Genomic DNA, 25,061 nt, shown 5'->3' with positions numbered 1-25,061 from the left:
GTGAGCCTTGCACGTCGGCTCATTTCGGCCGGATTCAGCGATCTTGACAAGGGCGAACGGTTCCTTGCTGCCCCCGAACTGGAGGGGATTGACCAAGATGCACTCTTTGCCGGGCTCTCCGTAGCTGCCAGCCCGGATACGGCCCTGCAGTCGTTGGTCAGGCTGATCGAGAAAAGCCCCGGCCTGAAGAAGCTGGCGGCAGCCGATCTGGACACCAGTGAGCCGCTGTACCGTCTTTTGGGTGCGTCCGAAGCTTTGGGGGAGTTCCTCATACGGCACCCCGAGCATCTGGACGTTTTCAATGTCCGGGTGAGCCCTGAACCGATGAGCGCCAAAGGTGCTGAGCTCCGTGCAACGGCCCTCCGTTCGGTCAAAGCGGAGCCCGGTTCGCAGCGGCCCGTCGCCGGCATAACAGGCCAGCCTGCTTATGCCGCATTGCGCACTGCCTACAGGCGGGGGCTGACGGAACTTGCCATCAAGGACCTGTGCGCGGCTTCTCCCCAGGACTTCATGCCAGCCGTTGGCGCGGAACTGGCGGACCTCGCAGGAGCTGCGATCGAGGCGGCCCTCGCCGTATCCCGTGCCGAGGCGGCAGAACAGTACGACGTCGGTGAGATCGCCGACGTCGGACTCGCTGTGATCGGCATGGGCAAGTGCGGCGCCCGCGAGCTGAACTACATTTCCGACGTCGACGTCATTTACGTTATCGAATCCGGAACATTGGATGACGCCCGCGCTGCCACGATCGGTACCGCCTTGGCCTCGGGGTTATCCCGCGCGATTTCTTCACCGGCGCCAGAACCGGGGCTGTGGGAAGTCGACGCGAACCTCCGTCCCGAAGGTAAGTCGGGGCCCTTGGTTCGCACACTGCCCTCGCATCTGAGCTATTACGCCCGGTGGGCCCAAAGCTGGGAGTTCCAGGCTTTACTCAAGGCCCGCACCATTGCCGGTGACCGGGAGCTCGGAAGCCGCTACGAGGAAGCGGTGGCTCCGCTTGTCTGGGCATCGGCGGGTCGGGAAGGGTTCGTTGAGTCCGTTCAAGCCATGCGGCGACGGGTCACGGACCACATTCCGCCGGCCGAGGAGCAGCGCCAGATCAAGCTGGGCCGCGGCGGCCTGCGCGACGTCGAATTCACAGTCCAACTACTGCAGTTGGTGCACGGCAAATCAGACGAGTCGCTCCGGTGCCGGGACACCACCTCCGCCATTGCTGCGTTGTCCGCCGGTGGTTACATCGGACGGGCGGACGCCGCAGCTTTCGACGACGCATACCGTTACCTGAGATTACTGGAGCACCGCATCCAGCTGTTCCAGCTCAGGCGGACACACCTGATGCCTGTGGCCGAAGATGCCCAGCGGTTCCTTGCCAAGGCTGTGCTGGGCCCGTTCTCGCTGGAGCGTCCACACCCCGATCAGTTGATGGGAACCTGGCAAAAGACCAAGAGGTCCGTGCGTGAACTCCACGACCGGATTTTCTATCGTCCTTTGCTCAACACAGCCGCCAAGCTCAGCAGTGAAGATGCCAAGCTCACCCCCGAGGCTGCGCAAGGCCGCTTGGCTGCCCTTGGTTACCTCGATCCGCAGGGGGCGCTCCGGCACATTGAGGCTTTGACGGCGGGCGTCAGCAGACGGGCTGCCTTGCAGCGCCAGCTCCTGCCCATACTGCTCGGCTGGCTGGCCGAAGGAGTGGATCCCGACGCCGGGCTCCTCGCTTTCCGCCGCGTCAGCGAGGCGTTGGGAACCACCCACTGGTACCTTGGCATGCTCCGTGATTCCCAGGCTGCAGCCGAACGCCTGTGCCAGGTACTGGCCAATTCCCGGCTCATATCGGACCTGTTGGAGGTATCTCCGGAATCGGTTGCCTGGCTCGGTAACGACAAGGAACTTGTACCGGTTCCCTTCGAGGCGCAGTGGCACGAGATCAAGTCCAAACTCTCCAGGCATCCGGATCCGGAAAGTGCCATGCGGTTGGTCCGACTCATCCGAAGGCGGGAAATCCTCAGGACCGCCATCGCGGACAGTGCAGGTTTGCTCGATCAAGACGCAGTGGGCCATGCCTTGGCTGAAACCGACCGTGCTGCAGTCCTCGGCGCCTTGCACGTTGCGGAGTCGGCAGTGGCGGGTTCGGGGCCGTTGAAGACGGATGTTCTCGTCGTCGCCATGGGACGCCAGGGCGGGCGGGAAATCGGCTACGGATCTGATGCAGACGTTATCTACGTCCACCGTGCACGGCCGGGGTTCACCGACGCGGAAGCGCAGGAGCAGGCCTCTGCGGTGGTTGGCCGGATTTCCAGTTTCCTCACCCAGCCGCTGAAGCCTGCAATCCTGGCCGAGCGGGTTCTGGTCCTCGACGCAGACCTCCGGCCGGAGGGCAAGAACGGGGCCATGGTCCGCTCCTTGGACTCCTATGCGGAGTACTATCGCCGGTGGTCACTGACCTGGGAGGCGCAGGCACTGCTGCGAGCCCGTCCGATGGCTGGTTCCGACGAATTTGCTGCGGACTTTGTGAAGTTGATAGATCCCATCCGGTACCCGGCAGAGTTGGCCGAAACTGACGTGCGGGAAATTCGCAGGATCAAGGCCCGCGTGGAGTCGGAGCGCCTCCCAAGGGGTGCAGATCCGGCCAGGCACGTGAAGCTTGGCCGTGGAGGGCTCAGTGACGTGGAGTGGCTGGTGCAGCTGTTGCAGCTTCAGCACGCGGGGAGGCATCCTGACCTGCGGACCACTTCCACCATGGAAGCGCTCGCCGCAGCGGTCAAGCTTGGTTTGGTGGGCGACGACGACGCGGCGCTCCTGGAGGAGGCCTGGCAGTTGGCCAGCCGGATCCGTTCGGCAAATGTGATCGACACCGGGCGGGCCTCGGACCTGCTGCCTTCCTCCCGAAGGGACCTGGAAGCCGCAGCCAGGTGGTGCGGCTACGCTCCCGGGAATGCGGGTCAGTTCGAGGAGGACTACTTGCGGGTGAGCCGCCGCGCACGCAGTGTCTTCGAGAGACTGTTCTACGGGTACTAAACGCTGTAGCCGTTGACCACACAGGAAGACCATCATGACTGACCATGGACCGGAACGCCAACAAGACCCGCTGTGCATTGCTGACGCTGGTCCGCCATGGGGTGATGTGTGGTTGATCCCGCTAAAACTGCTCGACGACGACTCCCGGGCGATTCACCTGGGTGCGGTGGCCGAGATGGGTGTGGGGCTTCACCAACGAGCTTTTGTTGGTGACCCGTTGCGGATGATGCTCGTGGGCCTGCATGAGGCGTCACGGCTGCCTTATGTCATTGAGGCTGAGGGCAAAACTGTTGGCGTCCTGACGCTACAGTTTGGTGCAGCGCGGATGGCGGGTTGGGCCGATGACGATTCGGCCTGGTTGCTGCGGGGTTTCCTCATTGACTATGCGAGTCAGGGAAAGCGTTTGGGCTCCCGGGCAGCCGTCGCTGCGGTTGCCGAAGCGCGCAAGGTGACGGACAGGTTGCAAGGCGGGCAGGCCGGCGTCGTGCTCTCTGTCAACGAAGCCAATCCGGCGGCGTTGTCTGCCTACCGCAACGCCGGTTTCATTGACCGGGGCCAATACCTTGGCGGTAATGCTGGACCGCAACGGACGATGTACGCTCCCTTCCGCGCGTCGGGCGTCAACGCAGGTTGACGTCACTTTCAACTAGCTCTGCCTCGGCGTCAGCAAACAGGCCGTGCACAAGAAGTACGGGAAGCAGTAGCCTTCCTGCCGGGTGCCCTGCACCGGAAGGGGCTTTGACCCTCTTGTTGGTCGGGGTCAGGGTCCTCTAAGCTGACCTCGTGACGGTCATGCGCGACTCGGACGGTGCGGCATTCTCGAATGCCTGCTGCTTCCGGTGCGAGCAGGCGGGGCCGCATTGGGCATCCCGGCACGGACAACCCGGATCCTTCGCCTGCCGGCGATGCTTTGCTACTTTTGCCGACCACGATTCCGCTGCAGGGCCGGATAACGACGGCGGCCTGGTGGGCTATCCATCCACACGCCGGTTCGCCGCATACACGTAGTGCCCGGAGTGGGACGAGGAAAATACGAGTACACACTACTGGTGTCCCGGAAAGTCGGCGCGGGCACCATGGAGGTATGACAGCCTATGTGATTGAATCCGCCGCATTGATCCACCGCTGTCAGTGCTGCGGTGAAGAAACCGAAGCCCTGTTTTGCAAGGATTGTGCTGCCGACGACGCGGTGGATCAGGCGAACGCAAAAAGGCCAGTCACGATTCGTTGAACCGTGCCTGGCCTTTTCGACATACGTGGCTGCTAGACGCCGTAGTAGAGCTCGAACTCGACGCTGCTTATTGGCAGCGGTTGAGTGGCGTCGTGACCCGCTAGATTCTGGGGTGTCGCATGTTGCTGAGAGTTGGCCACATCCGGTCCTTTTTGGACCTTTTGCGGACATTCTGCGGACTGAGAAGGTGTTCGGATCAATGAAAGTCGCGGCCACTGTGTCGGTGCTGGTCACACTGAGCCTGGACATTCGGCTGATCTGTTCTGGGCGGCGGAACCGGCTTCCGTACGTCTCCTTCAGGGTCTCACCTGAATCCGGGTCTTTACGGATTATTGGGACGCCGACCGATGCCGGCCTCGTTGTCCCAGATAAGGGTCTTGGGCACCCCCAGACCGTTCAGCAGCCTGAACATGCCGTCGGTCAGATGTCTGGGCGGACCGCGTGGCGGATCTGCGCCGACAACGGCTGGTGGTCGGTCTTTGGGGGCCAGCCTATGCGACGGACATTCGTGTGCCCCGAATGCAAGCAGGTCGTTCAGAGCCGGTGTGTGTCCGCGCTACCTCCAGAGAAGTGGACGCTTATCGCAGAAGCAAGCGTTGCCTCCGTTGGGGCCCGCGATGTGCTGCACCGGACGTCGCCCACTCAACCACGCGACTCTTCAGAAAAGCCACGGCCGTCACGGCTGCCCCGTCCAGGTCCAAGAGAGCGATTGGAGGTTCATCGGCCCACGCAAACCATACTGGATGACCGCATCGGGTAGCGAGGAACTGCCTTATCGCTTGGCCGCCAAGAAGGCCCATGCCGAACGAATGGAACAGCTCCGAGCAAACCCCCGGTACAGCGTCAGCCCTAACGGATTCCGCTTTGAGTGCACGGACTGCGGAGGAGAGTTCGAGGACGACAACGAGGGCATCCATGCTGCCAGGGGTTGCGTCACCCCTGGCAGCCGCCGCTTCGGCTGGCGGTAACGATGAGAGCCGCATCCCTGTCAATGTCAGCCAGCCCACGTAGAGTCTTCCCATGATCAACGAAAATGCACCCTTGCCCGATGACGTTTTCGCGAATCTTCCCGGGGCTGCTGCTGTAATGAGCCATGCGGTGTCAGTGGATAGTGAGCGGTGGCAGTGCGCCCTTGCTGCTCGTCACTTACAGCCAGCGGAGGGGAAACTCGGCAGCGGGGAGCGGCATATTTCGGTGACCCGCAAGGAAGTGTTCGACCTTGGAGATCAGGAACGGACAGCCGAGAACGCCTTCCAATTGCTGTATTATTCTCTGGCTTGGGGTTTGGGCACCCGTGCGCCACGGCTCCACCAGCGGCTGGACAGCTTGGTTGCCCAGGAAGAAAAGGGGGGCCAGCTTCTCCTGGAAGCATGGACCTTGGTTAGGGATGGAGCGCCCACCCGCGAGGCATATGGCACGCTCACCAGCAATCGAGGGGCTGGACGAATCCCTTGGTTGGGGCCGGCGTTCTCAACTAAATTTCTGTATTTCGCACAAGGCAGTGCTGCGCGACCACGACACGTAATCCTGGATCAGGTAGTTGCGAAGAATCTGCGCCCGGACGCATGGCCACAAGCGCCAACGGCAGGTTGGTGGCCAGAGACATACGAACGGTACAGCCGGCTGCTTGACCGTTGGGCGGACGAAGCAACCGAACGGCTCGAGACGGCACGACGAGTCCGACCGGACGAGATAGAGCTAACTCTCTTCAGGCGTCACCGCCGGTGAATCAGATCCGATGGCAGCGAAGGTAGGCCCTGAGACGATGCTGGCCGAATGGCTCTTCGTCGAGACTGTTGCTGATGTGCGACGACGAAGCCAGGATCCGGGCACGCGGAGCCGTTACGAGATGCTCGGGATCGCGCCGCTTCTGCGCAAGCTCCTCATCGACGCCCGTCCCCTCCTCAACACTGTTCGAGCCGCTCGCCCAGATGTTCCGACAGATTTCCGCATCAGGCAGTGGAGCGCTCCTTACGACGGTCGCGACGACGCGGATCTGTCCTATCTCTTCCGGCTTGGCGGACCGGAGCTTGTCGGCGGGCCCGAGCACCCGGCGCTGCCCAAGCTGAGGCAGTTCATCGGTGCGAGGGTGGGCCAGGTTCAAGGGCGGCCACTGACCGTCCTCGAGGTGGTGAAGTACTACGCAAACGTGGAGGGAGGCGTTCACTTCGGGGCGCCCAAGGAGAAGGTCGACTACGTTCTGACCGGGATGGCTCCCGCGCTCCTCGGGCATTCGACTGGGCAGATCGAGGTCCTCGCCCACCTCGGCACGATCGTGGTGGACGCGCTGACACCGCTGTGTAAATCGATCCTCGCCTCACCCCTGATTGACACGCGTATGCACCGGCGCAACGATCGGGGCTTCTACGAGGGCCACTGGACCGCAGATCACTTCGAGAAGATTTCACGGCGCTAAATGCCGTTGTGCCTCAGGACCTATCCAGGATGAGCGGTGGCCCTTATGTCGTCGATCGGCTATCGTGCGCCCGCGCCGAGGATGCGAGCCACGATTCGGCTCGGCGCTTCCGATGCATTGATGCGCTCTTCTTCCACGAAGGACAACGGCTGCCAACCGTGGTACCAGGCCTGCATCTCGTCCGCGGTGAAATCAGTCGCTTGTGGTCGCATATCGTGCCTTCGGACCGTTTCGTCGAATGTAAGGTCGAAGGCATAGAACCTCGCGTCATTGCTTTGCGCGGCGATGCCTTCGAGCATCGCTGAATACCGCTGAGCATTGAATATGCCTTCGAGGATGACGTGATGCCCGGCGCGAAGGCAGTGAGCTGCCGCGGCTTCGAGAAGGTCTGCGTGGGCGAGGCTCTCCTGTTCGCGCTCCGGGTACACGATTCGCCGGAAATGATCTTGGCTGAGGATTGTGGTCGGCCAGCCCAGCGCTTGTTGCAGCGCTGCGGCAATGGTGCTCTTACCTGAACCGGAGTTACCACGCACGACGATGAGCATGGTTCGAACGTAACAGAGGGGCCCTGAAAGGGGATCGGCTAATGGAATGGTCTGTGAGAAGATTTCGGCATGCTCGTTGGAGTCAGCTGAGGGGTGGCCGGCGGTCATTGAGAGCAGTCAGCAGGTCGTTCAGCTTGACGATGGCTTCGTCGAACCACTCATCGTCGTTCCAGAAGCGCACGCCGGTGGTCTGTCTATTCGTTGTCTCTGCGCGCATCAAGCGTTGAGAGTCGCTTGGGTGTGTAGCTGGGCGGGCATGAAGGACGTCGTTTCTAATTGCTGCGGCCGCGTAGAGCGCGCGGTACACAGCAACCAGGTACTCCTTCGTTGGTCCGCCTGTCATATCGGTGGTCGCCGCCTTGATCTTGGTCGCAATCCCTGACGTCATCTCCGGCTCTAGTTGATCGAGCGAGAGAGAGTGTCAGGCAGATCGGCCACGAGTCGATGGAGATCACCGACGATCGTCCACTCCACCGAGGAAATCGTGTACGCGATCTCACCTATACGGGCGAGATAGCTCGGCTCGGGGAGGGCGACCCGCGAATGTTCCATGACGGCAGCTTAGTCGGAGCCGCTGCGTTGGAACTTGCGATGGCCTGAGCCTCGAGTGGGAGCCCGGAGAAGAGTGTCCGGTGAGGGATCCGCTACCGGGCACCATTGGGTATCGGGTGGCGGCTGGCCCCGACCGTTCATCTAGACCAAGGTCTTTGTCAGGCCACCCGTCAATAGATCCAATCGTGCAATGATCGTTTGGTGAAATTGCTGACCAATTCGGGGCCCTTGGGGGAACTCCTCAACAGGCCGAAACCGGTTCATCTTTATCACTACACAGGTCCAGCTGGAGTCATCGGGATCCTGAGTTCCCGCACGCTATGGGCCGGAAGACCCGCAGACATGAATGATGCGACGGAGCAGATACTGGCGCGTGAGTACGCTCTGGAGATACTTTCCAGCCTTGAGTTTCCAAATCGATCTTTTGGAGAGGGCATGGTTCAGTACGCTCTTGAGCACCTTTCGCACCCCTGGCGACTCCGGTTCGAGGGTTCGCGCGCCTACACTGTCTCCCTCACGTCAGAAAGGGATTCGTTAGAGCAGTGGAGGGCATACTGTCCTCGAAGCGGCGGGGTGGCGTTGGGATTTTCAACAGACCATCTCGTGAATGTCGCCGCCGACCAAGGATTCATTTTGGTCCCGTGCGTCTATGACAGGCCGACGCACCGAGAAATAACCGGACAGATCGTCAAGTATCACTTGGGTTCATGGAACAAACGACGTCCGTTGGAGGCCCCACGACAAGGAATAAGCAGCCATCTTGTCCGCGACTTCATCGCAGACCTCGAACGGTTCGCGCCGCTCCTGAAACATCCGTCCTTCGCCGCCGAACGGGAGTGGCGTCTGATCTCCCCGTTGGTTGGAGAAGGCATCAATTCTGAATTTATTCATGTGCCAAGCGCCTCCGGGATAAAGCAATTTCAGTCATTCTCGCTTCTGACAGCTCAGCATCCGTCAATCCCGGTCAAGGGTTATGACCGCCAAGGCTTTCGCCCGGTCATTGGACCCAATCTCGACCCCGGGGGGATGGAAGAAGCAATAAGAACCTTGGTTCCTCGCGAGTTCGGATGGCTTTACGGAATCGACCGCACCGAATCGCCATACAGATAGGGATCCTCTAACGGGCCGTCCTCCGGCCCGAAGCCCCCGTTCAGGCGCCAACGGCCCTCCATCCGCAAGCAAGTTCCTCAGATTGCAGCATCCGTCGCCACAGGTCATTACCACCGACGGCTTTGGCCGGCGGATGGGAGTGGTTTTTTCGGTTCGCACTTCGGAAGAGGTCACTCACCTGGCTTCGGGGGTAGGGAGAGATTCTGCGGTGATTAGGGGAACTCCAAACTACTGCCCGCCCTGCTAGGCAGTGCGGATTCTTCTTATACCCGACACCTGTAAAACGGCCAGACGATCACAGGCGGAAAGCCCCAGACCTATGGAATACCTACGACAGCACTCTGGTCCTTGACAGTTTTGGTGTCAATAGGCTCAGTAAACCGAAATCAACGGGGTCCATGCGCGCTGCCGGACGCGACGCCGGGCGCGCGGGTCTGACAACCGACACCATGTCCCAGCGAAACCATGTAAGTGGCGAACCCCTCGCTCCTCTTCATGAAAGCGTGACGACTCTCCTTGGCTGACGATCCCCAAAATGGGCGTAACGTACGCCGGCATGGGGTTTCGGAAGCGACGCCTTGGTGAAGGGTCGAGCGTGATGCACTCCGAGGGACCGGTCATTACGACGCGAGCCTTCGCGCACCGGGCGGGGGCGCGCCGGATACAGCGATTCAACCAGAAGGTTTCGAGACATAGTTGCGAGAGAATCGCCTATGGCGAAGAAACTCGGACAATGTATGTGAGTTTCAGAAGTCGGCTGCACGGATATCAGAAGTCGTCTGCACCCGGCCGTTCAATTGAAGCTCTGGCATACACCGAGGCCGCCGCGAGCAGTGCCGGGTACTAGGAGCGAACCATCTACGACCTTCGTACTTCCAGCCGAAATTCGTTCCCAGCCGGACACCATAGAGGCCGAAGTTGGCATGCGAGGGCAGCTCAGCGGATATCTGCCCTTGTTCACCGCCAGCAGCATAGAACCTCATTCGCGGCTCATATGCGTACGGCTCTGTGTCAGCTGAGCATTCCGGGAAGGCTCTATGGGCCTTCAATGGGTCATCCTGATTCTCGAGCAGAGGGGTTTGTCTGGATTTTACTTCTTGGGGTCGATCGACGAGCCAGTTGCGATATCCACCGCGTGATGAATAGGCGATCTGTCCCCTTTCGGGCGGCCTCCGCGGCTCGGGGCGATATGAGCTTTCTTGGGCGTTACTCCCTCGTTTTGGGCCTCGGCGTCCCTGATTTGGGACTAGTTGTCTACGTCCTCTGCTGGCTCCATGTTTTCAGCCAAGCGCTCCACGACGGTTCCGAGAAGCGCCACGATTGTAGCTTTCACCTCAGGGTTCAGTCCGTCGTTGTAGTCGACAACGAAGTCGTAAGTTGAGTAGTAGTCGGAGAGGGTGAGCATAATGTCCCTGGCTGAATCGAGGTTGGTGAAGTCCACTGCCTCGGGGGTGGCGAAGGTGACATTTTTGGGCGCGATGATGTAGCAATCGGTGAGGTCGCTGATTTTCCCGACAAGTGGCGCTCTGCCTTGAGTGATCACGGCCTCAATGTCGTCAGGTTCGAAGAATCCGTAGTTGTCCTGCTCGATAACCAGGTAGCCGGGCAGGATGACTTGCTCGTCCATTTTGTATTGCTGGCACGGCAGGACGTAGCTTCCCCAGCCCACGTCGTAGGTGTCAGCCGTGGGGAAGTAGCGCATGGCTGCAGGCATGACCTGTTCCGGGCGGTGCCCGATGGGCTCATCCTCCGGAGCGCGTCGGATGGGCTCGACGGCGATCGGCCTGGGTTGCTGGGGGAGGGGTGTGGGGGCTTCCCCCCGCACTCTTGCTGAGTGGACCGTTCGGCGTCCGGCGAGGATCTTGGAAGCCATGATGGCCGTCTGTGGCATCGTTTTCGTGTCTTGTGGAGCGAACTGAACCGCTTTGCGGCCACGGGCGGTCACTTGCAGGAATGTCCGGCCGGTTTGCAGGTGGAGGCGTGGGCTGGCTGCGTAGAGCGGGGCTGATTCCTGGGTGGCTCCGCCGATGTGCAGGGCTGTTACTTCGTCGATGGGGATCATGAAATCCATGTGGTGGGGCTTGTATTTGAGTCCGGCTTCGAATGGCCTGAAGCCGAAGTGGAACCCGTAGGCGTTGTCGTAGATGACGAAGCAGGCTTTGTGCGGTCTGCCGCCTCCGACGCTGACGAGGCCGCGTTCCATCCCCATGATGTCGAACCTGCTGGTTCTCGAATAGACGCCAAGCAAGTCGAGGGTTTCCCTGAATTTGCTGGGAGGTTCGAGGATGGTCTGTTGGTCCATATGCCGAGGGTATAGCACGTAGCTAGTTGGGACATCCATTCTTACGGGCAACGCATCGGGGCCGAGCACGGTCGCCTTGGCAGCATCCAGCAAAGGTGTCACGCCTCGCATGTTCCCCAGCGCGGGACATTCCGTTCGTTCCTGGTCGACCACATTCTCAAAACGAAGGATTTCGAGAACGGCTCGAATCGCGAACCAGTGTCCTGTGAATGTAGCGCTATGTGACGTCGCTCTGTCAGGTGGGAAACCCGAGGGAGCTGGTTGAGGCAAAGGCCGATCTGAGCGAGGAGCGGAAGCGCCGTTATTTCCACCCGGCGTAAACGATCGGCAGTGCCATGATCTGGCCCGTCAGGAAAATACACGGGCCTACCCTCAACACATGGCTCACATCATGGCCGTCACCGTAGGCGACAAAGCCACTTGGGACTTCGTCACAGCGGATCCTGATGCTACTGGGGTTTGGCATTTGACCCGCGATTCAGAGTGTGTGGCATTGCTGCGCCCGGACGGGATAGCCCGCCTTCCACAAGGACCCATCAATCTGCTTGAGCGCTACAAAGCGCACTCTCGTAGAATGACTCCCTTGATTGGAGAGGTTTTCGGGCCCGTCCTTCCGTAGCTGACGGGCATTGAACAGCCGCCCGATGGGCCGGGACCGCACGCGGTCGCATGTGCACAAAAGCGCCGGCCACCCGCAACCTGCCGGGCCATGCCTGTCCGGACAGCCGCTCTGGACCTCATCCAGCCCCTGGGGTCCACTCACCGAAACACCCGCGTCAAAAGTCAAGCCGCACTGCCGGGCGGCCCTCGTCCTATTGCACCGGGGACAGGGCCAGCTGCGGCTTCTCCTGCTCATTCGGACACGCCCAGCCTGCCGAGCACGTCGTTGAGCTCGTCAACGGTGACGATGTGCTGGGCTGCAAGGGGAGACTCTTCCACCGTGATCTGTTGCCGATTTCGGAACCTCTGCGGTGCCGTGTGTTCTAGGAACCAGGCCGCGGCTCTCCAGTCTCCGGCCGCCGCTGCCTGCTGGATCGCATGCACGGACCGGATCTCACCGGCCGCACGCGACCGTTCCATCACGATGGCGAAGACAACGAACGGCCATTCGCTGGCTTTGAACTTTGCCGGTCGGTTCTGCCACAAATGCGCTGCGGACAGCGGGTCGGTGGGGTCATCCGCGCCTCGAAGAAGGAGGTCTGTTACGTCCACGCCGGGCAGGGAGCCCACCCGGTCGATTTCGGTCTCCCCGCGGAGTCGCCAGGTGTGGAAAGTGCTCTCAGAGATCCCTGAGTACCTGCATGCCGAGATGATAAAGTTGCCTCCCGCGAGTAGGTCGCTTAGCTTCCCGATCCGCTCCAGCGTCAGGGATGAACGGCGGCCGGGATTTCCCGCGCGCGTAGAGGGCTTCGGAAATTCCTGAAATACACTCATTGGGGGCCTCCTGTGCGCCCGTCAGCCGTCCGGGGTTGAGCCCAACGGATCATGCCAGCGATTCGGCGGGTGACGCCGTCATGCCTTGTTGCTTCTGCGTGTGATGTGGTGGAAGGGTGGATTGCCTTGATGCGACCGACGCTCAGAAGACGTTTAACGATGTTCTTGCCCAGCTGTGTTGTACTCATGAATCAATGGTGCGCCTCTGCATGTGGTTTCGTTCGGTATGGCGCGCGAGGGTCAAAGGGGGCTCATGGCATTTGAGGATGTAGGCGGGGCGGGCGCGTCGGTTCCCGGGTAAGGGTCGAGCCGGTCGGCGCAGAGGTTCAAACGATGCTTCAGAATCCACGGGCATTTCGGCCTTCCAGTGTGACTTTCAGCGATAGATGGCGGCGTTTTCACAGCGCTACTTGGCTCGGTTTGGGCGTAGCTTGAACAACCAATTGAACCGATGTCGCAGTCCCCTGGACAGTCCGCTGGACACTCCGGCGGACCGTCCTCCGGACTGCACAGGCCAGGACAGGACAGGCCAGGACAGGCAACGACAGGCAGGGACAGGAAGGGTGAACCGTAGGCGCCGTCTTGTTGCGGCGAAGGTGTCGGTGGAGAACCCCCACGCGTAGTGGTCCCACCGACGGCGCCGATAGACCGCTGGATGAATGCGATGGTCCCACCGGGCGGAGCGCAAGACTTCGATCGCGTTCACGATGTGAGGGAGCGAATGGCTCCAGCCGTTCGAGCGTGCTGGTGCGGTGACGAACGTCGGTGATACGCGCATCAGTCATGACCCCTCAATTATCCTCGCGAAGGTAGGTGACTCCGAAGGCGCGGACCTGGCGGAACTCCTGGCGACTGCTGCCGAAGTCGAACCAGCCTCCGTCGGACTTCTGGAAGATGTCGAGGCCGCGGCCGAGGTTGATTCGCCAACCGGTATTGGTTCGGATCCAGCGGTCGTGGCCGCCGGGATCCTTCGCCACATTGACCTTGATGCCTTGCTGAGCGGCTCCCTGAACGATGTCGTTGAGCATGTGGAGTTGCTTCGTGTGATGCTCGGGGTCCTGGTCGAGCACTGTGAAGAGGTTGACGGTGACCTCGTCTGCCGGGTCCTTTGCCGTGGCGATGAGCGCGAGCAGCTCGACGAGGTTGCGGCCTTGGTGTCCCATACGGATGTACGGGTCATGCAGCTCGATCTCTGTTGCGTCTCGCAAGTACGGCATGAGCAGTGTCTCGTAGGAGACACCCCGCTGGTTGTCCAGGAAATCCCGTTGTCCTCGGAATAGTTCGGCCTGTACTGAGCCGGCCGCGGGTGCGGGAACCGGTGCCGGTGCGGAGGTATAAGTCTCGGCTGATGTCCCATCAGCTGGCCTGGTCGAGTGGCGTCGATGGTAGTGCGTCGGGTATTCGTCTTCCTCAAGCGTCGTTACCGTTGACCAGCCACCGCCGAGTGAGTCATAGCCGAAGCTCACTGCCATCATGGTGGCGTCGATCCGGACGATCTGGTCCTTGACGCGCTTGCGCCCTTCGATTGCGAAGCGCAGTACCTCTTCGACCTCTTCGGTGGTCGCCTGGTCATGCGGGTAGAGCAGCTTCATCAGCCCAGAGAAGGTCTTGTGGATGGCGTCGCGATCACGCGTCGAGATGTCGGATCCGAGTGTGAACTGCTTGAGGTAGCGGTCGGAGTAGTCGAGATTGCGCATCGACCTCAGGACCTCGGCGATGTAGTCAACGACGAACCCGTATCCGGTCGAGAACATCTCGCTCCGGATCGTGTCGACTTCCCATCCGGGGATGTAGAAGTGCAGCCGGTCGAGGTATGCAGGGTCATGATAGCTCTCGGGCAGCTCGTCAAACAGGTCGGAGTGCTTGAGCATGTACGGCACGGTGTGCGAGGTATTGCCGACGAAAACCATCGATGCCTCGGCGCCCAGCGTCTCCACACCGCGGGAGAACGACTTGTTCGCCATGTAGTTCTTCATGATGTCGACCAGCGCCTTCTCCGTACGCTTCTTCTTGCCCGCAAACTCATCGAAAGCGACAACGTCCCAGTACCCTACGAGGCCGAGGCGACCGTTTGCGTTGTTCACGAACAGCTTTGGCACGGTCACCTCTCCACCCGAGATGAGCATGCCGTGCGGTGAGAACTCCGAGTAGATGTGCGACTTGCCGGTTCCTTTGGGGCCCAGCTCTACGAGGTTGTAGTTGCGCTCCACGAACGGGATCAGGCGCACCAACTGCAGCAGTTTGCCGCGGCGACCGAACTTGTCGGGGGCAAATCCGATCGACTGGATCAGCAGGTCGATCCACTCGTCGGTGGTGAACTTTGCACGTGCATCGAGATACCCGTCGTAATCGAAGTTCGACATCTGAATCGGTTTGAGGGACCCAAGAATCCAGGGCGACACACGGTTGTCTTCGGTGTGGAAGTACTCGACGTCGCATAGGCACCACACGCCTCCAACAAGCAGCTTCTGGTGGGCGTTGACGGTAGCGGAATCCACGATCACGCTGCTGATCCCAAGGTTCGCGAACGAAGCGTGGTAGACGTCGTCCTTTTCGTTGAGAGAGACGCTGACCTTGTCGATGATCCGGTAACGCCCGCGCTCTTTAATCTTCGACTTCACCAGCTCCGACTCGTTACGGTGCACGTAATGCTGAGCGAGAATGTCACGTACCTTGTCGATGCCCGCCTGGATCGTGGCCTCGTCGTCGGACGCCGCGTACTGGCCGAGCAGATACTCCAGTACGTATGAGGGCACGATCGCATTGCCCTTGACCGCCTTGACTAGGTCTTTCCGGACCACGGCCCCTGCGAAGTGTTCGTTGATCTTGCGATCCAACTTGGTCGGCTCGCCACCCTCAGCGGGCTCCGTCTCGTCGGTTTCCTCGGCGGGCGCTACCTGGGTTAGGTCGATATTCTCGCTCAAGAGCGCTCCTTAGAAGTCGAAGTCCGTGGTGAAGGAGCGCTTGAGCGTGTAGGGCACGCTCTTGTACTTCTTCCACTCCCCGGTTTCACCAATAGGCTCGGAAAGCCGGAACTCAACACTGTGGTTGTTAGCCTCATCCGCGTCCTTGCTCAGCAGCAGACGGACAGTCTGGAACCGATCACGCCCCTCGGCGCTCTCGACATCGAAGAGCAACTCGGGCTCGTTGGAAATCAGCTGATCACCGAAGTAGAGAGCTGCACGCAGCTTCCTCGCGGTGCGCTGATCGGTGACAGCGTTCTGCTGGAAGAGCTTCACCACGATCTGACCCGTCGTGATCTTGTCGGACTCCGGGTGGATGTCGACGTTCACAGGCCCGACGGTGTCGGAGCGTCCCTTGTTGATCGAGATGACCGGCACCACGATCTCCTGCAACGACGCACCCCCGTGAACGAACTGGGACCCGGCGCCAGGCTTAACGATCCGGCAGATCGAATTCGGGATTTGAACTTCCAGATCACTCGCCAGCCCGAGCTGCTCGGGCAGGAACCGCCGGAACGCGTCGTCTTCCTTCAAACCTCGGCCAAGAACGTAGCGGCGATTCGCAACCACGACCTTGTCGCCCTGCGGCTTCACGGTCAGGTTGAACTGTGCGGCCAGCTTCGACTCCTGATACAGGAAGCCGTGATCGGCGGTGACGAAGATGTTCGTCGCGTTCGCGTTCGCAAGTTTCTTGACGATGTCGACGAGGTCATCGATCGCATCAGCAGCGGCCTTGAACGTCCGGTGCTCGGACACCGCCTTGTCGCCGGTTGCGTCGATGGTGTCGTGATAGACGTACAGCACCTGGTGCGCGGCGTAGAGATCGCGCCGTTCCGCGGGCTTCATCTTCAGGAGTTCGGTGGCCTGGATTGCCGTGCCACCCACGGAGCTAAGAATCTTTGAGCGGTTCGCCGTGCCGTTGGAGGGCTGACCGTCGACGAGCACTGGGTCGCCGTTTTCGGAGTGCGCGAGTTTTTTGTGCGGGAGCAGCGACGCCATTCCTAACTGGGTGTAGCTGGGTAAGACCCCGAGAATGGCTTCTATCTTGGCGTCAAATTTATTCTCTCTACGGATCTTGGAAGTCAGCTCGTCGGCAACCTCGTAGCGCAGCGCGTCCGAAATTACGACGACTGCCTTCTTTCGTCCACCTCGCACCTGCGGGGCGATGTAGTGATCGTAGAAAGAGCTCTGCGAAGTAACGGCGAACGTCTTCCACGTCTCGACTTGGTCCACCTGCTGTTGCCAGCTGATCCCGAGCTTGGAGAGGAAATCGGTGACGTACGCATTCTCCACCTGGTCGTTCAGCGCTTCCAACGGCTGCTTGAATTCGGCGGTTTGCGACGCGAGCGTGTACTGCCGGTAGAGCTGGTCGATGCGGAAGAGATCGTCGCGGTAACGGCTAAAGCCATCATCGAAGCTCGACAATTCTAACCGGGCAGAACGGATCGCCGGGATCAGCTCGGCCGCCGCGCTGAGCGCCACGTATAGCTTGGCGTAGTCGTCAAACCAGATGCTGTCACGGCGGCGGGTGCGGATGGTGTCGGCTATGTCGCGCAGCGGAATAGTCTGGGAGGCAATGCCAGCGATCAAACGCCTGATAATCGCCTTCTCACCCGCGTCGAAGATGTCTGTGGCCACGAGTTCAGCAAGCGATGCGTCGGTAGCCTGCTCGACGTAGTCCAAATCAGTTTCGGCCTGACGCGCGAGCTTCTTCAGCGCGACGAAGCTCTGGCGGTCGTTGCGGAAGCTACGGAAGTCGATCTCAATATTGCGCGCCACGTTCGATGCCGTGGCTCCAAACCCGCTCCGGGCTTGCTTGAACATCCACAACACGAACCCGGCCACGCTCGGCGTCTGGGAGTCATAGCCGTAGATTTTCGAGGCCCCGGACCAATGGAAGTCTGCAAGCCCGTGTTCGACGAGAGCCTCGTAACCGGCGCTGTTGCCCTCGGCGTGCTGCACCAGCAGCGTCCGAATCAGCTCCGAGAAGCTATGCTCCTTCTGCCCGAGCACGACCGCGCACATTTTCGCTTGGACCTTGGCGAGATCATCGTCGGCGCGCAACAAGGCCGTAAGCTTCGAAACCAACTTCGCGTCGCGAAAGAACGTCTCATGCCTAGCAATCAGTTCATCGGATCCGGGCGCGCTGAGGCGGAGGTCTGCCCGCATGAGAGCACCCCGATCTGCCGTGAAGACGCCGTAGGCGAGTTCGAGATCGAGCAGCCAGTTTCCCGCTCCCTCAGCAATACGACCGCTGCGATAGATCAGAAACTTCTTGGTGGGCTCTTCGCGCAGCACTCGGTGCTTAACCCGAAACTCATCGTTCTGGACAAGTAGCACCTCCACCCCGTTCGGCGCCTGAGCTTTGACGTCCGTAGCGTAACTGCTTTCAGGATCGTGCCAAACCACCAGGCGGTGCTGCTCGAAGCGCGCCGCAAGGTGGTCTGAGATCGAAGACCCCATGCTCACTCTGCCGCCTCCAGCCCGACAATCTTCTTCAGCGCCGGATAGAACTTGGGGTAGTTCGCCTTTACACCGTCGCTGAGGTCGATCGTGAGTTGCTGGGTTGCCAATGGGTAGAGCACGTCGTGTTCGTAGTCACGAAGCTCCGCGATCACCTTGCGTAGGCGGTCGGCTTCCTTCAGGTCCTTGGTGGAGCCAGCGGCTGCAGCCTGCTCGGCGTTGATGAGTGCGACCTCCAATTTGGCTCGGTACTCGCGCAGGTACTCATTGAGCACCGTCGGGACCGTAGATGGGTTGTAACGGTGCATATAAATCAGCGCGTTGAACGAGCCCCTTGGGCTGGAAAACATCCAGTAGATCGGGCGCTTCTTGTACCGCTGCACATGGTCGTCGTAAAACTTCGACTTGCCCGCCCTGGTGATGAAGTAGTCGCGCAGGTTCTTCACACCAAGCGCCTCCCCGACGAAGCGCAAATTCTCCTCGAAGCGCTCTTCCCCAAACGCTCTGCGCAGAAACTGGCGGAATCGCTCTACGATGTCATCCTCGAACCAGCCGTCGTCTACCAACGGGATTACGTTGTCGGTGTCAGGTGGGAAAGTCGGTTCCGGTACCCTCGCAAAGTACTCCTGAACAGTTGCGCATTGGTCGGCGAGGATAAGGCCCTTCTCGTCGGGGCTGTATCGACCGAACATGCAGCCAATCGCGTAAGAGACAAGGTCCTGGACCGCTGCTGTTGTAAACCGCTTCTTGTACTCCGCGCCCGACATCCCGGCACCAAACTTGAAGCTGGTGTTGCAGCTCAACGAGACACGAGACAAGTCCACGTTGGTTTCAACGTCGCCGGCCAAACCGTAGAGCTTGGCGACGTATTCGTTGTTTTGCTGTTCAAGGAAGCGAGCACGCTCAGCGACTTCGTCGCTCGATACATGATGGAGTCGCACCGCCTCTTCGACAGAGGTAGAACCCTGGCTCATTAGCGAGTTAGTCTCGAACCCCCAAGACATCTCAGACTGATTCCAGTCCTCGCGGGCAATAGTAATCAACTTACGAACGCCGCTCTCGAGTTCGCTGTCCGGTGGCGGCTGAATGATCGGGAGGTTGGCGATCGTGCCAACGTTAAAAGTAATCGTCGGCGCGATTGCGGCGAGAAGTTCGTGCGTGACCGAGGAGTTCAAGATCCCCAGCAGGGTGAAAGCCAGCCCGTCTGACCGCGGGTAAACCCCGTCACCGGTGCTTCCCGCTGCGATAAACCCCGGTGGGTACGAACGAAAGGCCGGAGCACCAGAGCTAACGTTAGACCAGGACACGGAGGGCCTGAAGTAGTAGTCGGCGTTCTGTGGCCGCGAACGCACGCGGCCACCGTTTTCTGCTCCGAAGGTGCGAACTACTCGTCCATCGTCTTCCCAGTTGACGAGATGTTCGTGATTTCCATACCACTTCCGGAACTCCCCGCCCTTGTTGTAAGGGAACCAACGGGCACGGGACGCCCTTGCCGTCTCACGGGAGTCGCATGCAAGCGAAGTGCGGTCACCGGAAACTTCCCACCACTGACGCACGAAGGAGTCGCTGTCGCCTGTGAGGAGACCCTGCCGCGGCTCGGCGAGTTCGTTGAGTGGAACTCCGTCCGTGAACGCTCGGCGCACGGCTTCGGAGAGCCAGTACACGACCGGCGAGCCGGGGATAGTTGAGTAATCGTCCTGCGAGACTGTAAAGGCGTTGTAACTCGAGTCCCTGAAGAGTGCTTCGATTTCGGCATTGCTACGCACGTCAACGTGACGTTCAAACAGCTTCCGGTAAGAGCCATGTCGACCGTTCGGTGCAGCCTTCTGGAAGACAAACCCCACGGATCCGAAGTCAGATCCCCATACCCCGCGGCCGAACTGGGCCATACACACTAGAAATTCCGCAGCAAACAACTGCAGTCGCAGCTTCTCGTACGACTTCAGCACCATCCAAGAGGGAAGATCGATGATGGCCCAAAAGCCGTCCTGGCGCGTCAAGCCAGATGAGCGGAGCATAAAAGCGGTCATCAAGTCCGACTTGCCGTTTGCGAAGCGATCCGCGAGTTCAGCCGCAAGAGCGTCGGACATGTTTCCGCTGCCCATGTAGGGCGGGTTAGTGACCACCACGTCATAGCGCGGCAGGAGAAACTCGGCTTGTCGGACAACGCCCCGAGCGCGTTCCAGGATCTCGGATGCCAGCATGTCCCCATCAAAGTCGAGCGTCCCCAGGTGGCCTGTACTCCGTGCGGTCAGCTGCGGATCCGGCTGGATGAGGGCGCCGAGGATGTCTGCATGCCGAAATTGATTCCAGAAGTCTTCCTCGGCGTGCTTGTCACCACTCTTGGTCACGAGGAAGTCCAGCTCGTCGGGGCTGAACGAGATCCGTTCAATCACGCAGATGTTGGGTTCGACCTGCTTGTTGAAGAAGGTCCGCTGCTTGGCCCGCGCTTTCATCGTAAGCGCGAAAGCAGCTAATGCCCCTGCTCGAGGGTCGATCTCGGTGCCGTAGAGGTTGTGAGTGAGGATGAGACCCGGGATGTCCGAAGGCGCGAAGCCCTCCTCCTCGTAAATGGCGTAGAGCAGGTCGAAGGCGTGGGTGAGCATGTGGCCTGAGCCGCAGGCGGGGTCGATGACGGTCAGCTCTTCGGGGCCAGCGATCCTTAGGAACTTAGTTTCTTCATCCACCGGGGCGATGTAGTAGTCCATCTGATCTACAAGGCGTGATGTGGGCCGGTTAAGCATCCACAAGCGCCCTAGGGAGTTTTCGACGAGGTAGCGGACGATCCAGTGGGGTGTGAAGAGCTGGGTCGCTGCTGGGATCTCTTCGGCTCCGCGCTTGACCTTGCTGTCGAATATGTCTTGTTTTCTCTCCGAGATGTAGAACTGGTAGAGCCACCCGATTACTTCGACGTCGTCGCAAACCTCATCTGTGAGCACCTTCCGCGCCTCGGACAGGATTGCGCCGTCGGCGAGTAGCCCCATGGGTACAAGCAGCTCGGTGTAGTCGCCCTCAGGTTCGAACATGTACGGCATCGACTTATGCCAATAGCGGCAGTATTCGGTCAAAAGCAGTGCATAGGCTTCACCTTCGGCATCGGAGCTGCGGCGTGTGCCGTCAAGCAGCCCGATGATCGCTTCTTCCGTGTTCCTGTTGATTACAACGTCGGCATCGAGGTTGCCGCGCTTGGCATCCGCGAGGATCTCTGGCTGGCCGTGCGCCTGGCCCTGGGCGGGCGAAACGACACCGGCGTCGGTGTAGCTGCAGGCGTCCATGAAGCGCAGAGCGATAATCCGGTTAAACCACGTGTAGGCAACCTTGTCGATCACGTGGGGGCGGCCATGTGCAGTGATCTCGACTTCGAGCGTCTTCACCGCTTCGCCTCGCTCGGTGCGGGCAACGGATCCTGGGGCGAGCACGGCGGTGGCCTGCGCGTCGACGGCAGCGAGGAGGTCGCGGCGTGCTTGCGTGGCGAAGCGCTCCAGAGGTTTCGTGTTCATTTCGGTAGCGTCCTAGAGCGTGATGCGCTTGTTGTCATGGATGGTTGCGAGCAACATTGTGCGCAGCTGGTTGAGGTAGCCGTCGATGTCGGCCTCAGTTTCGAGCACCTGACCAGCGCCGGGCAACACAAGCTTAGAGATCGAGACGCTCTGCTTGATCGGCGCGGGCACCGACGTCGGCTCCGAAGAACTCGCGTCGGCCCCCGGGATCGGCGGCTCCAGCACGGGGGAAACTCGTGCCGCATCCAGCGCATCAAGAATCTGCGGGTAGATCGAGTCTGCGAACTGCGAGGCCAGACTATTGATCGCGGGGATCTGTGTTTCCTGCTCGACCCGGTCGAGGATGCCCTGGGCCCTGCGTGTCACCGCCTGCTGGGCGACGTCGGTCGCATTCCTGTATGCCGGGCTGGCGGGCACCTGATTCCAGCGAGCCTTGATGTCTGCCGTGGCGGCAGCGCGGTGCGCCTCGATCACATCGCTGAGCTGGTCCTTCAAGGCCTTGACCGCAGCCCCTAAATTGGTGGTCTTGCTGCCCCGGTAGATTTGTGGGTCGGCAAGGGCGGAAGCAACTGCGTCGGCGGAGTCGGCTGGAAGGTAGGCGATGTTGGGCTGATTCGCCATCATGAACGCCGCGGCGCTGTCGTAGATGGCGCATTGGGCACCGTGCAGGAATGCCTTGATCGGGTCGATTACATTGTCTTTTGCTTCCAGTAGCTCGTCGGCGCCCGCAAAGTCGGTGACGAACCACTCGGCCTTGTTGCTGGACAGTTCGTCGAGTAAGCGGATCGGCTCGTCGAGCTGGTCAATGAACGGATACCGGGAGCCGGCCCGCAGCCCCTTCAGTTCGGTGAGCTTCGCGTCGAGATGCTTCTTGCCAACGTGGGCAAGCTCCAGCGGATCCTTGGTGATCGCCCCGTCGTCGGTTAGCTCGATCACGAACTTCCGGAATGCACCCACTACCTTCGAATCGAATACCCGCTGGAGGGCGATGACCATGTTCGGGTAGCTCTGAGTGTTGCGTAGCGCTGGGGTTATTTCAGTGCGCGCGAGCACCTTGCCGTTGAGCTGGATTTCGATCTTTGATCCACCGGCGAGGTAGCCCACTATGGCCGCAATCGACCACTGGTCCCAGCCGTACGGCTTGGTCGTGTACTTCTCGAGAAGGTGCTTCATCGTCACCTGCACATGGCGCTTACCGCTCATCTCCAGGTGCGCGAGGACATCATCACCGGGCACAGCCAGGATACTGGCGGTCTCCTCGAACAGGGCTACCTCAGGAGGGTTCACGAACGTGGATAGCTGCTGCTCAGTGAAGCTCATGCCGCCCAGCAGGGTGAGATTCGTGTATGTCGCCGCGATGACCTTCTGGAAGCCGTCGTTTATGCGAGTCACGGCGTCAGACGAGGCGACATCAAGGATGCCTGCGTTGTGAATCAGGGTGGAGCGGCCGACAGCGGTGCGGAGGCGTTCGACAATCTCATTCTCCCGCTCGGCGTTCTGAGTGCCCTTGATTTGTAGGATCGTCTGCTCGATCGGTGTACGGCTGGCTCCTTGGGCGCGCTTGACGTGCTTAGCGGTCTTGAGCAGGAGCCGTAGGTCGGCGAGGATCCGGTCGGTCTCAGGCGGGAGCACAGCGCGAAGTTCATCGAGGCCGGCGCTGTGGGCTTTGATTTGCTCTAGGCTAAATTCGGTCTCGGGACTGGTGAAGTGCAGGGCGAGCTCGTGCTGTTTGCTCATCGCCTGCCCGTCGAGTTTGAACCCGATCGGGAAGTTCTGTCCGTTCTTGCTGTAGACGACCTTGGTCGCCTTGATGACCGAGCCGGTGAGCAGGTCGGAGAGCTTCTTGGAGACCTCGGAATTGTCGATGTCGACGTTCTTGATCTCCTGCTCAATTTTTTGCTCTTCGTTAGTGAGGTAGTCGTAGACGTCTCCATTGCGCTGGATGTAGGTTTGCGCTTCCAGCGCGGCAAGGGCTTCGTTGACGTCCTTGCCGAGCTGCGTGAGGTCGGTACCGAAACGGTCATAGACGAGCACGGTGAGGTTACGTGGCGTCGCCTTGAAGGTATCCACGTACTTGACCAGGAAGAGGGCCTTGAGGAGGCGAATCGCAAGCGGCGGCAGCGACGGACTGCGTTCCGCGTCGTTGATAGCACGCTGGTTCGCTGATTTCAGCGAGGCACGGATGCCTTCAAACATCTGGTCGAAGGAGGCGAGCTGGCCGAGAGGCTTGTCGGCCAATGCGCGGGCAACTTCCTGTACGACACCCAGCATGGAACGCTCCCCGACCGAGCTGTTCCGCCCCTCGAATATATAGTGGTCGCTGATGCCCTCGATGGCGGACTGGAAGAGCGGGAACTGATAGCTCACGAACGGGTATGTGCCGACGAAATGGGTTTCGTCGCGGTAATTCGGATAGTGGCGCCCCTCGACGAAGTCGAAGAGTGTCTTGAAGTTCGCGTGCTCAGTTGCGTAGATCCCCGCCAGATCGGTTGTAGCAACATCCGTCTTGTCGAGTAGGCGCTTACGGATGACCTCTTCAACGTCCTGGCTAGTGAGCTTAAGCCGGTTCATGAAACGGGCCTGAATCTTGGAAAAGTCGTTGGCCTGCGACTTCGTGCGGTCACCGCCGACCTTCTCCATGTCTTCCTGCGAGGTGACGAAGATCCACGCCCTCCCCTTACATTTGGTGGCCAGGGATTCGGCGATGGTTTGAAGATTCAGCATCAGCTGGGTGTTTGTGCCGATGAACTGGCCGACTTCGTCCACGAAAAAGTTTAGCCGGAACCCGTCGGGTTGCTGGTCCAGCCAGGCCGCGACCTCGTCGGCGAAGTCCTCGATCGAGACCGAATAGCTGGTGCTGTATTGACGGATAATGCCGGGACTCTCAGTGCCGTTGACCTCGGCGAAGGCTTGGTCGATGTGCCCGGCTTCGAGTGCGGCCTGTTCGCGTCCCTGAGTCCACGGGATACCGGCGATGCGCTCGAATGCGGCCTTGAAAGCGATGTACTGCCCGCGACTGTCGAGGTCGCGTTCAAAGCGGGCAATGTGGCCTTGGTTTCCGTAGTATCCGCGGGATTCGTCGAAGATCTTCACGAATACTTTGAGGAGGGCGTCATTCTGATCCTTCGAGATCAGCGTGGCCTTCTGGTCGATGTTGAATAGCAGGCTCTTCGCGGCGATGCGGTCTGCCTTTTCGATCAGCGCGGGCAGGAACGCGTCGTCAGCCTTTCCGCGGAAGTACGCGGAGACTTTGGCACGCGGGTAGTCGTGGCCATGGATGTCGCCGAGGAGGTGCGCGAGCATCTTCAGCAAGTGTGACTTGCCGGAGCCGAAGAAGCCCGAGATCCAGACGCCATTGGCGTTCCTGTAGTTCGTGTACGCTTCCAGCACATGTTCGAGACCCTTGGCTGCCTCGTTCGTGAGGACGTACTCCTCGACCTCGGTGGCGAGGTGGGAAGTGTCATCAGCTTTGATAACTCCCTCGATGGCCCGGCTGATCGGCTTGGCAAAGATTTCGTTGATAGTGGTCATCG

16 protein-coding genes are annotated in these 25,061 nt (G+C 60.2%); 7 read left to right on the top strand and 9 right to left on the bottom strand.

From position 1 onward, the window contains the following. The 5 genes from QRN04_RS11170 (at position 1) to QRN04_RS11155 (ending at position 6,659) form a co-directional block, all read left to right on the top strand. The gene (locus QRN04_RS11170; protein WP_284976099.1) at positions 1-3,012 is read left to right on the top strand and encodes a bifunctional [glutamine synthetase] adenylyltransferase/[glutamine synthetase]-adenylyl-L-tyrosine phosphorylase; all 3,012 of its coding nucleotides are present in this window, start codon (positions 1-3) and stop codon (positions 3,010-3,012) included. 34 nt (positions 3,013-3,046) lie between these two features. Continuing rightward, entirely contained in the window at positions 3,047-3,646 is a 600-nt protein-coding gene (locus QRN04_RS11165; protein WP_284976098.1) for a GNAT family N-acetyltransferase, read from the top strand. A 1,340-nt stretch (positions 3,647-4,986) separates the two neighbouring features. Continuing rightward, positions 4,987-5,211 carry a hypothetical protein gene (locus QRN04_RS11160; RefSeq protein WP_284976097.1) on the top strand — a complete coding sequence of 75 codons (225 nt, stop codon included), beginning with the start codon at positions 4,987-4,989 and terminating at the stop codon, positions 5,209-5,211. A gap of 52 nt (positions 5,212-5,263) precedes the next feature. Beyond that, positions 5,264-5,971, top strand: a complete 708-nt coding sequence (locus QRN04_RS18155) for an 8-oxoguanine DNA glycosylase OGG fold protein (RefSeq protein WP_350224933.1) — start codon at positions 5,264-5,266, stop codon at positions 5,969-5,971. A gap of 10 nt (positions 5,972-5,981) precedes the next feature. Beyond that, positions 5,982-6,659: a hypothetical protein gene (locus QRN04_RS11155; RefSeq protein ID WP_284976096.1), complete on the top strand. Its 678-nt coding sequence runs from the start codon at positions 5,982-5,984 to the stop codon at positions 6,657-6,659. Between the two features lie 59 nt (positions 6,660-6,718). Here the strand turns inward: QRN04_RS11155 and QRN04_RS11150 are convergent, their stop codons facing one another. Both QRN04_RS11150 and QRN04_RS11145 read right to left on the bottom strand, forming a co-directional pair. Beyond that, positions 6,719-7,204: an AAA family ATPase gene (locus tag QRN04_RS11150; RefSeq protein ID WP_284976095.1), complete on the bottom strand. Its 486-nt coding sequence runs from the start codon at positions 7,202-7,204 to the stop codon at positions 6,719-6,721. 82 nt (positions 7,205-7,286) lie between these two features. Continuing rightward, a complete protein-coding gene (locus tag QRN04_RS11145; RefSeq protein ID WP_284976094.1) occupies positions 7,287-7,592 on the bottom strand; it encodes a hypothetical protein in 306 nt (101 codons plus the stop codon). A gap of 365 nt (positions 7,593-7,957) precedes the next feature. On the opposite strand from QRN04_RS11145, the gene QRN04_RS11140 reads away from it, so the two are divergent. Continuing rightward, on the top strand, positions 7,958-8,866 hold the full coding sequence (locus QRN04_RS11140; RefSeq protein ID WP_284976093.1) for a DUF2971 domain-containing protein: 909 nt from the start codon (positions 7,958-7,960) through the stop codon (positions 8,864-8,866). Positions 8,867-10,112: 1,246 nt separating this feature from the next. Here QRN04_RS11140 and QRN04_RS11135 read toward each other — a convergent pair. Continuing rightward, a complete protein-coding gene (locus QRN04_RS11135) occupies positions 10,113-11,168 on the bottom strand; it encodes a hypothetical protein (RefSeq protein WP_284976092.1) in 1,056 nt (351 codons plus the stop codon). A gap of 379 nt (positions 11,169-11,547) precedes the next feature. Here QRN04_RS11135 and QRN04_RS18215 point away from each other — a divergent pair, with 379 nt between their 5' ends. Next, positions 11,548-11,787 (top strand): TY-Chap2 family putative peptide chaperone, encoded by a 240-nt coding sequence (locus QRN04_RS18215; RefSeq protein WP_502868787.1) that lies wholly within the window; start codon positions 11,548-11,550, stop codon positions 11,785-11,787. A 233-nt stretch (positions 11,788-12,020) separates the two neighbouring features. On the opposite strand, the gene QRN04_RS11130 is transcribed toward QRN04_RS18215, so the two are convergent. The 6 genes from QRN04_RS11130 to brxC all read right to left on the bottom strand — a co-directional run bounded on the left by QRN04_RS11130 (position 12,021) and on the right by brxC (position 25,059). After that, on the bottom strand, positions 12,021-12,602 hold the full coding sequence (locus QRN04_RS11130; protein WP_284976091.1) for a hypothetical protein: 582 nt from the start codon (positions 12,600-12,602) through the stop codon (positions 12,021-12,023). Continuing rightward, a complete protein-coding gene (locus QRN04_RS11125) occupies positions 12,599-12,790 on the bottom strand; it encodes a hypothetical protein (protein WP_284976090.1) in 192 nt (63 codons plus the stop codon). Before QRN04_RS11125 ends, QRN04_RS11130 begins: the two co-directional genes overlap by 4 nt. A 603-nt stretch (positions 12,791-13,393) precedes the next feature. Further along, positions 13,394-15,526 (bottom strand): BREX system Lon protease-like protein BrxL, encoded by a 2,133-nt coding sequence (brxL, locus tag QRN04_RS11120; protein WP_284976089.1) that lies wholly within the window; start codon positions 15,524-15,526, stop codon positions 13,394-13,396. Between the two features lie 9 nt (positions 15,527-15,535). Then, positions 15,536-18,028, bottom strand: coding sequence for a BREX-1 system phosphatase PglZ type A (gene pglZ / locus QRN04_RS11115; RefSeq protein WP_284976088.1), 2,493 nt, complete (start codon positions 18,026-18,028; stop codon positions 15,536-15,538). Between the two features lie 2 nt (positions 18,029-18,030). After that, a complete protein-coding gene (pglX, locus tag QRN04_RS11110) occupies positions 18,031-21,528 on the bottom strand; it encodes a BREX-1 system adenine-specific DNA-methyltransferase PglX (RefSeq protein ID WP_284976087.1) in 3,498 nt (1,165 codons plus the stop codon). 12 nt (positions 21,529-21,540) lie between these two features. After that, on the bottom strand, positions 21,541-25,059 hold the full coding sequence (gene brxC, locus QRN04_RS11105) for a BREX system P-loop protein BrxC (RefSeq protein WP_284976086.1): 3,519 nt from the start codon (positions 25,057-25,059) through the stop codon (positions 21,541-21,543). Between the last annotated feature and the right edge of the window lie 2 nt (positions 25,060-25,061).

Source organism: Arthrobacter sp. efr-133-TYG-104 (genome assembly GCF_030208915.1).
Taxonomy (GTDB): domain Bacteria; phylum Actinomycetota; class Actinomycetes; order Actinomycetales; family Micrococcaceae; genus Arthrobacter.
The sequence above is the reverse complement of the archived record's forward strand: the minus strand, read 5'-3'. Positions and strand labels throughout refer to the sequence as shown.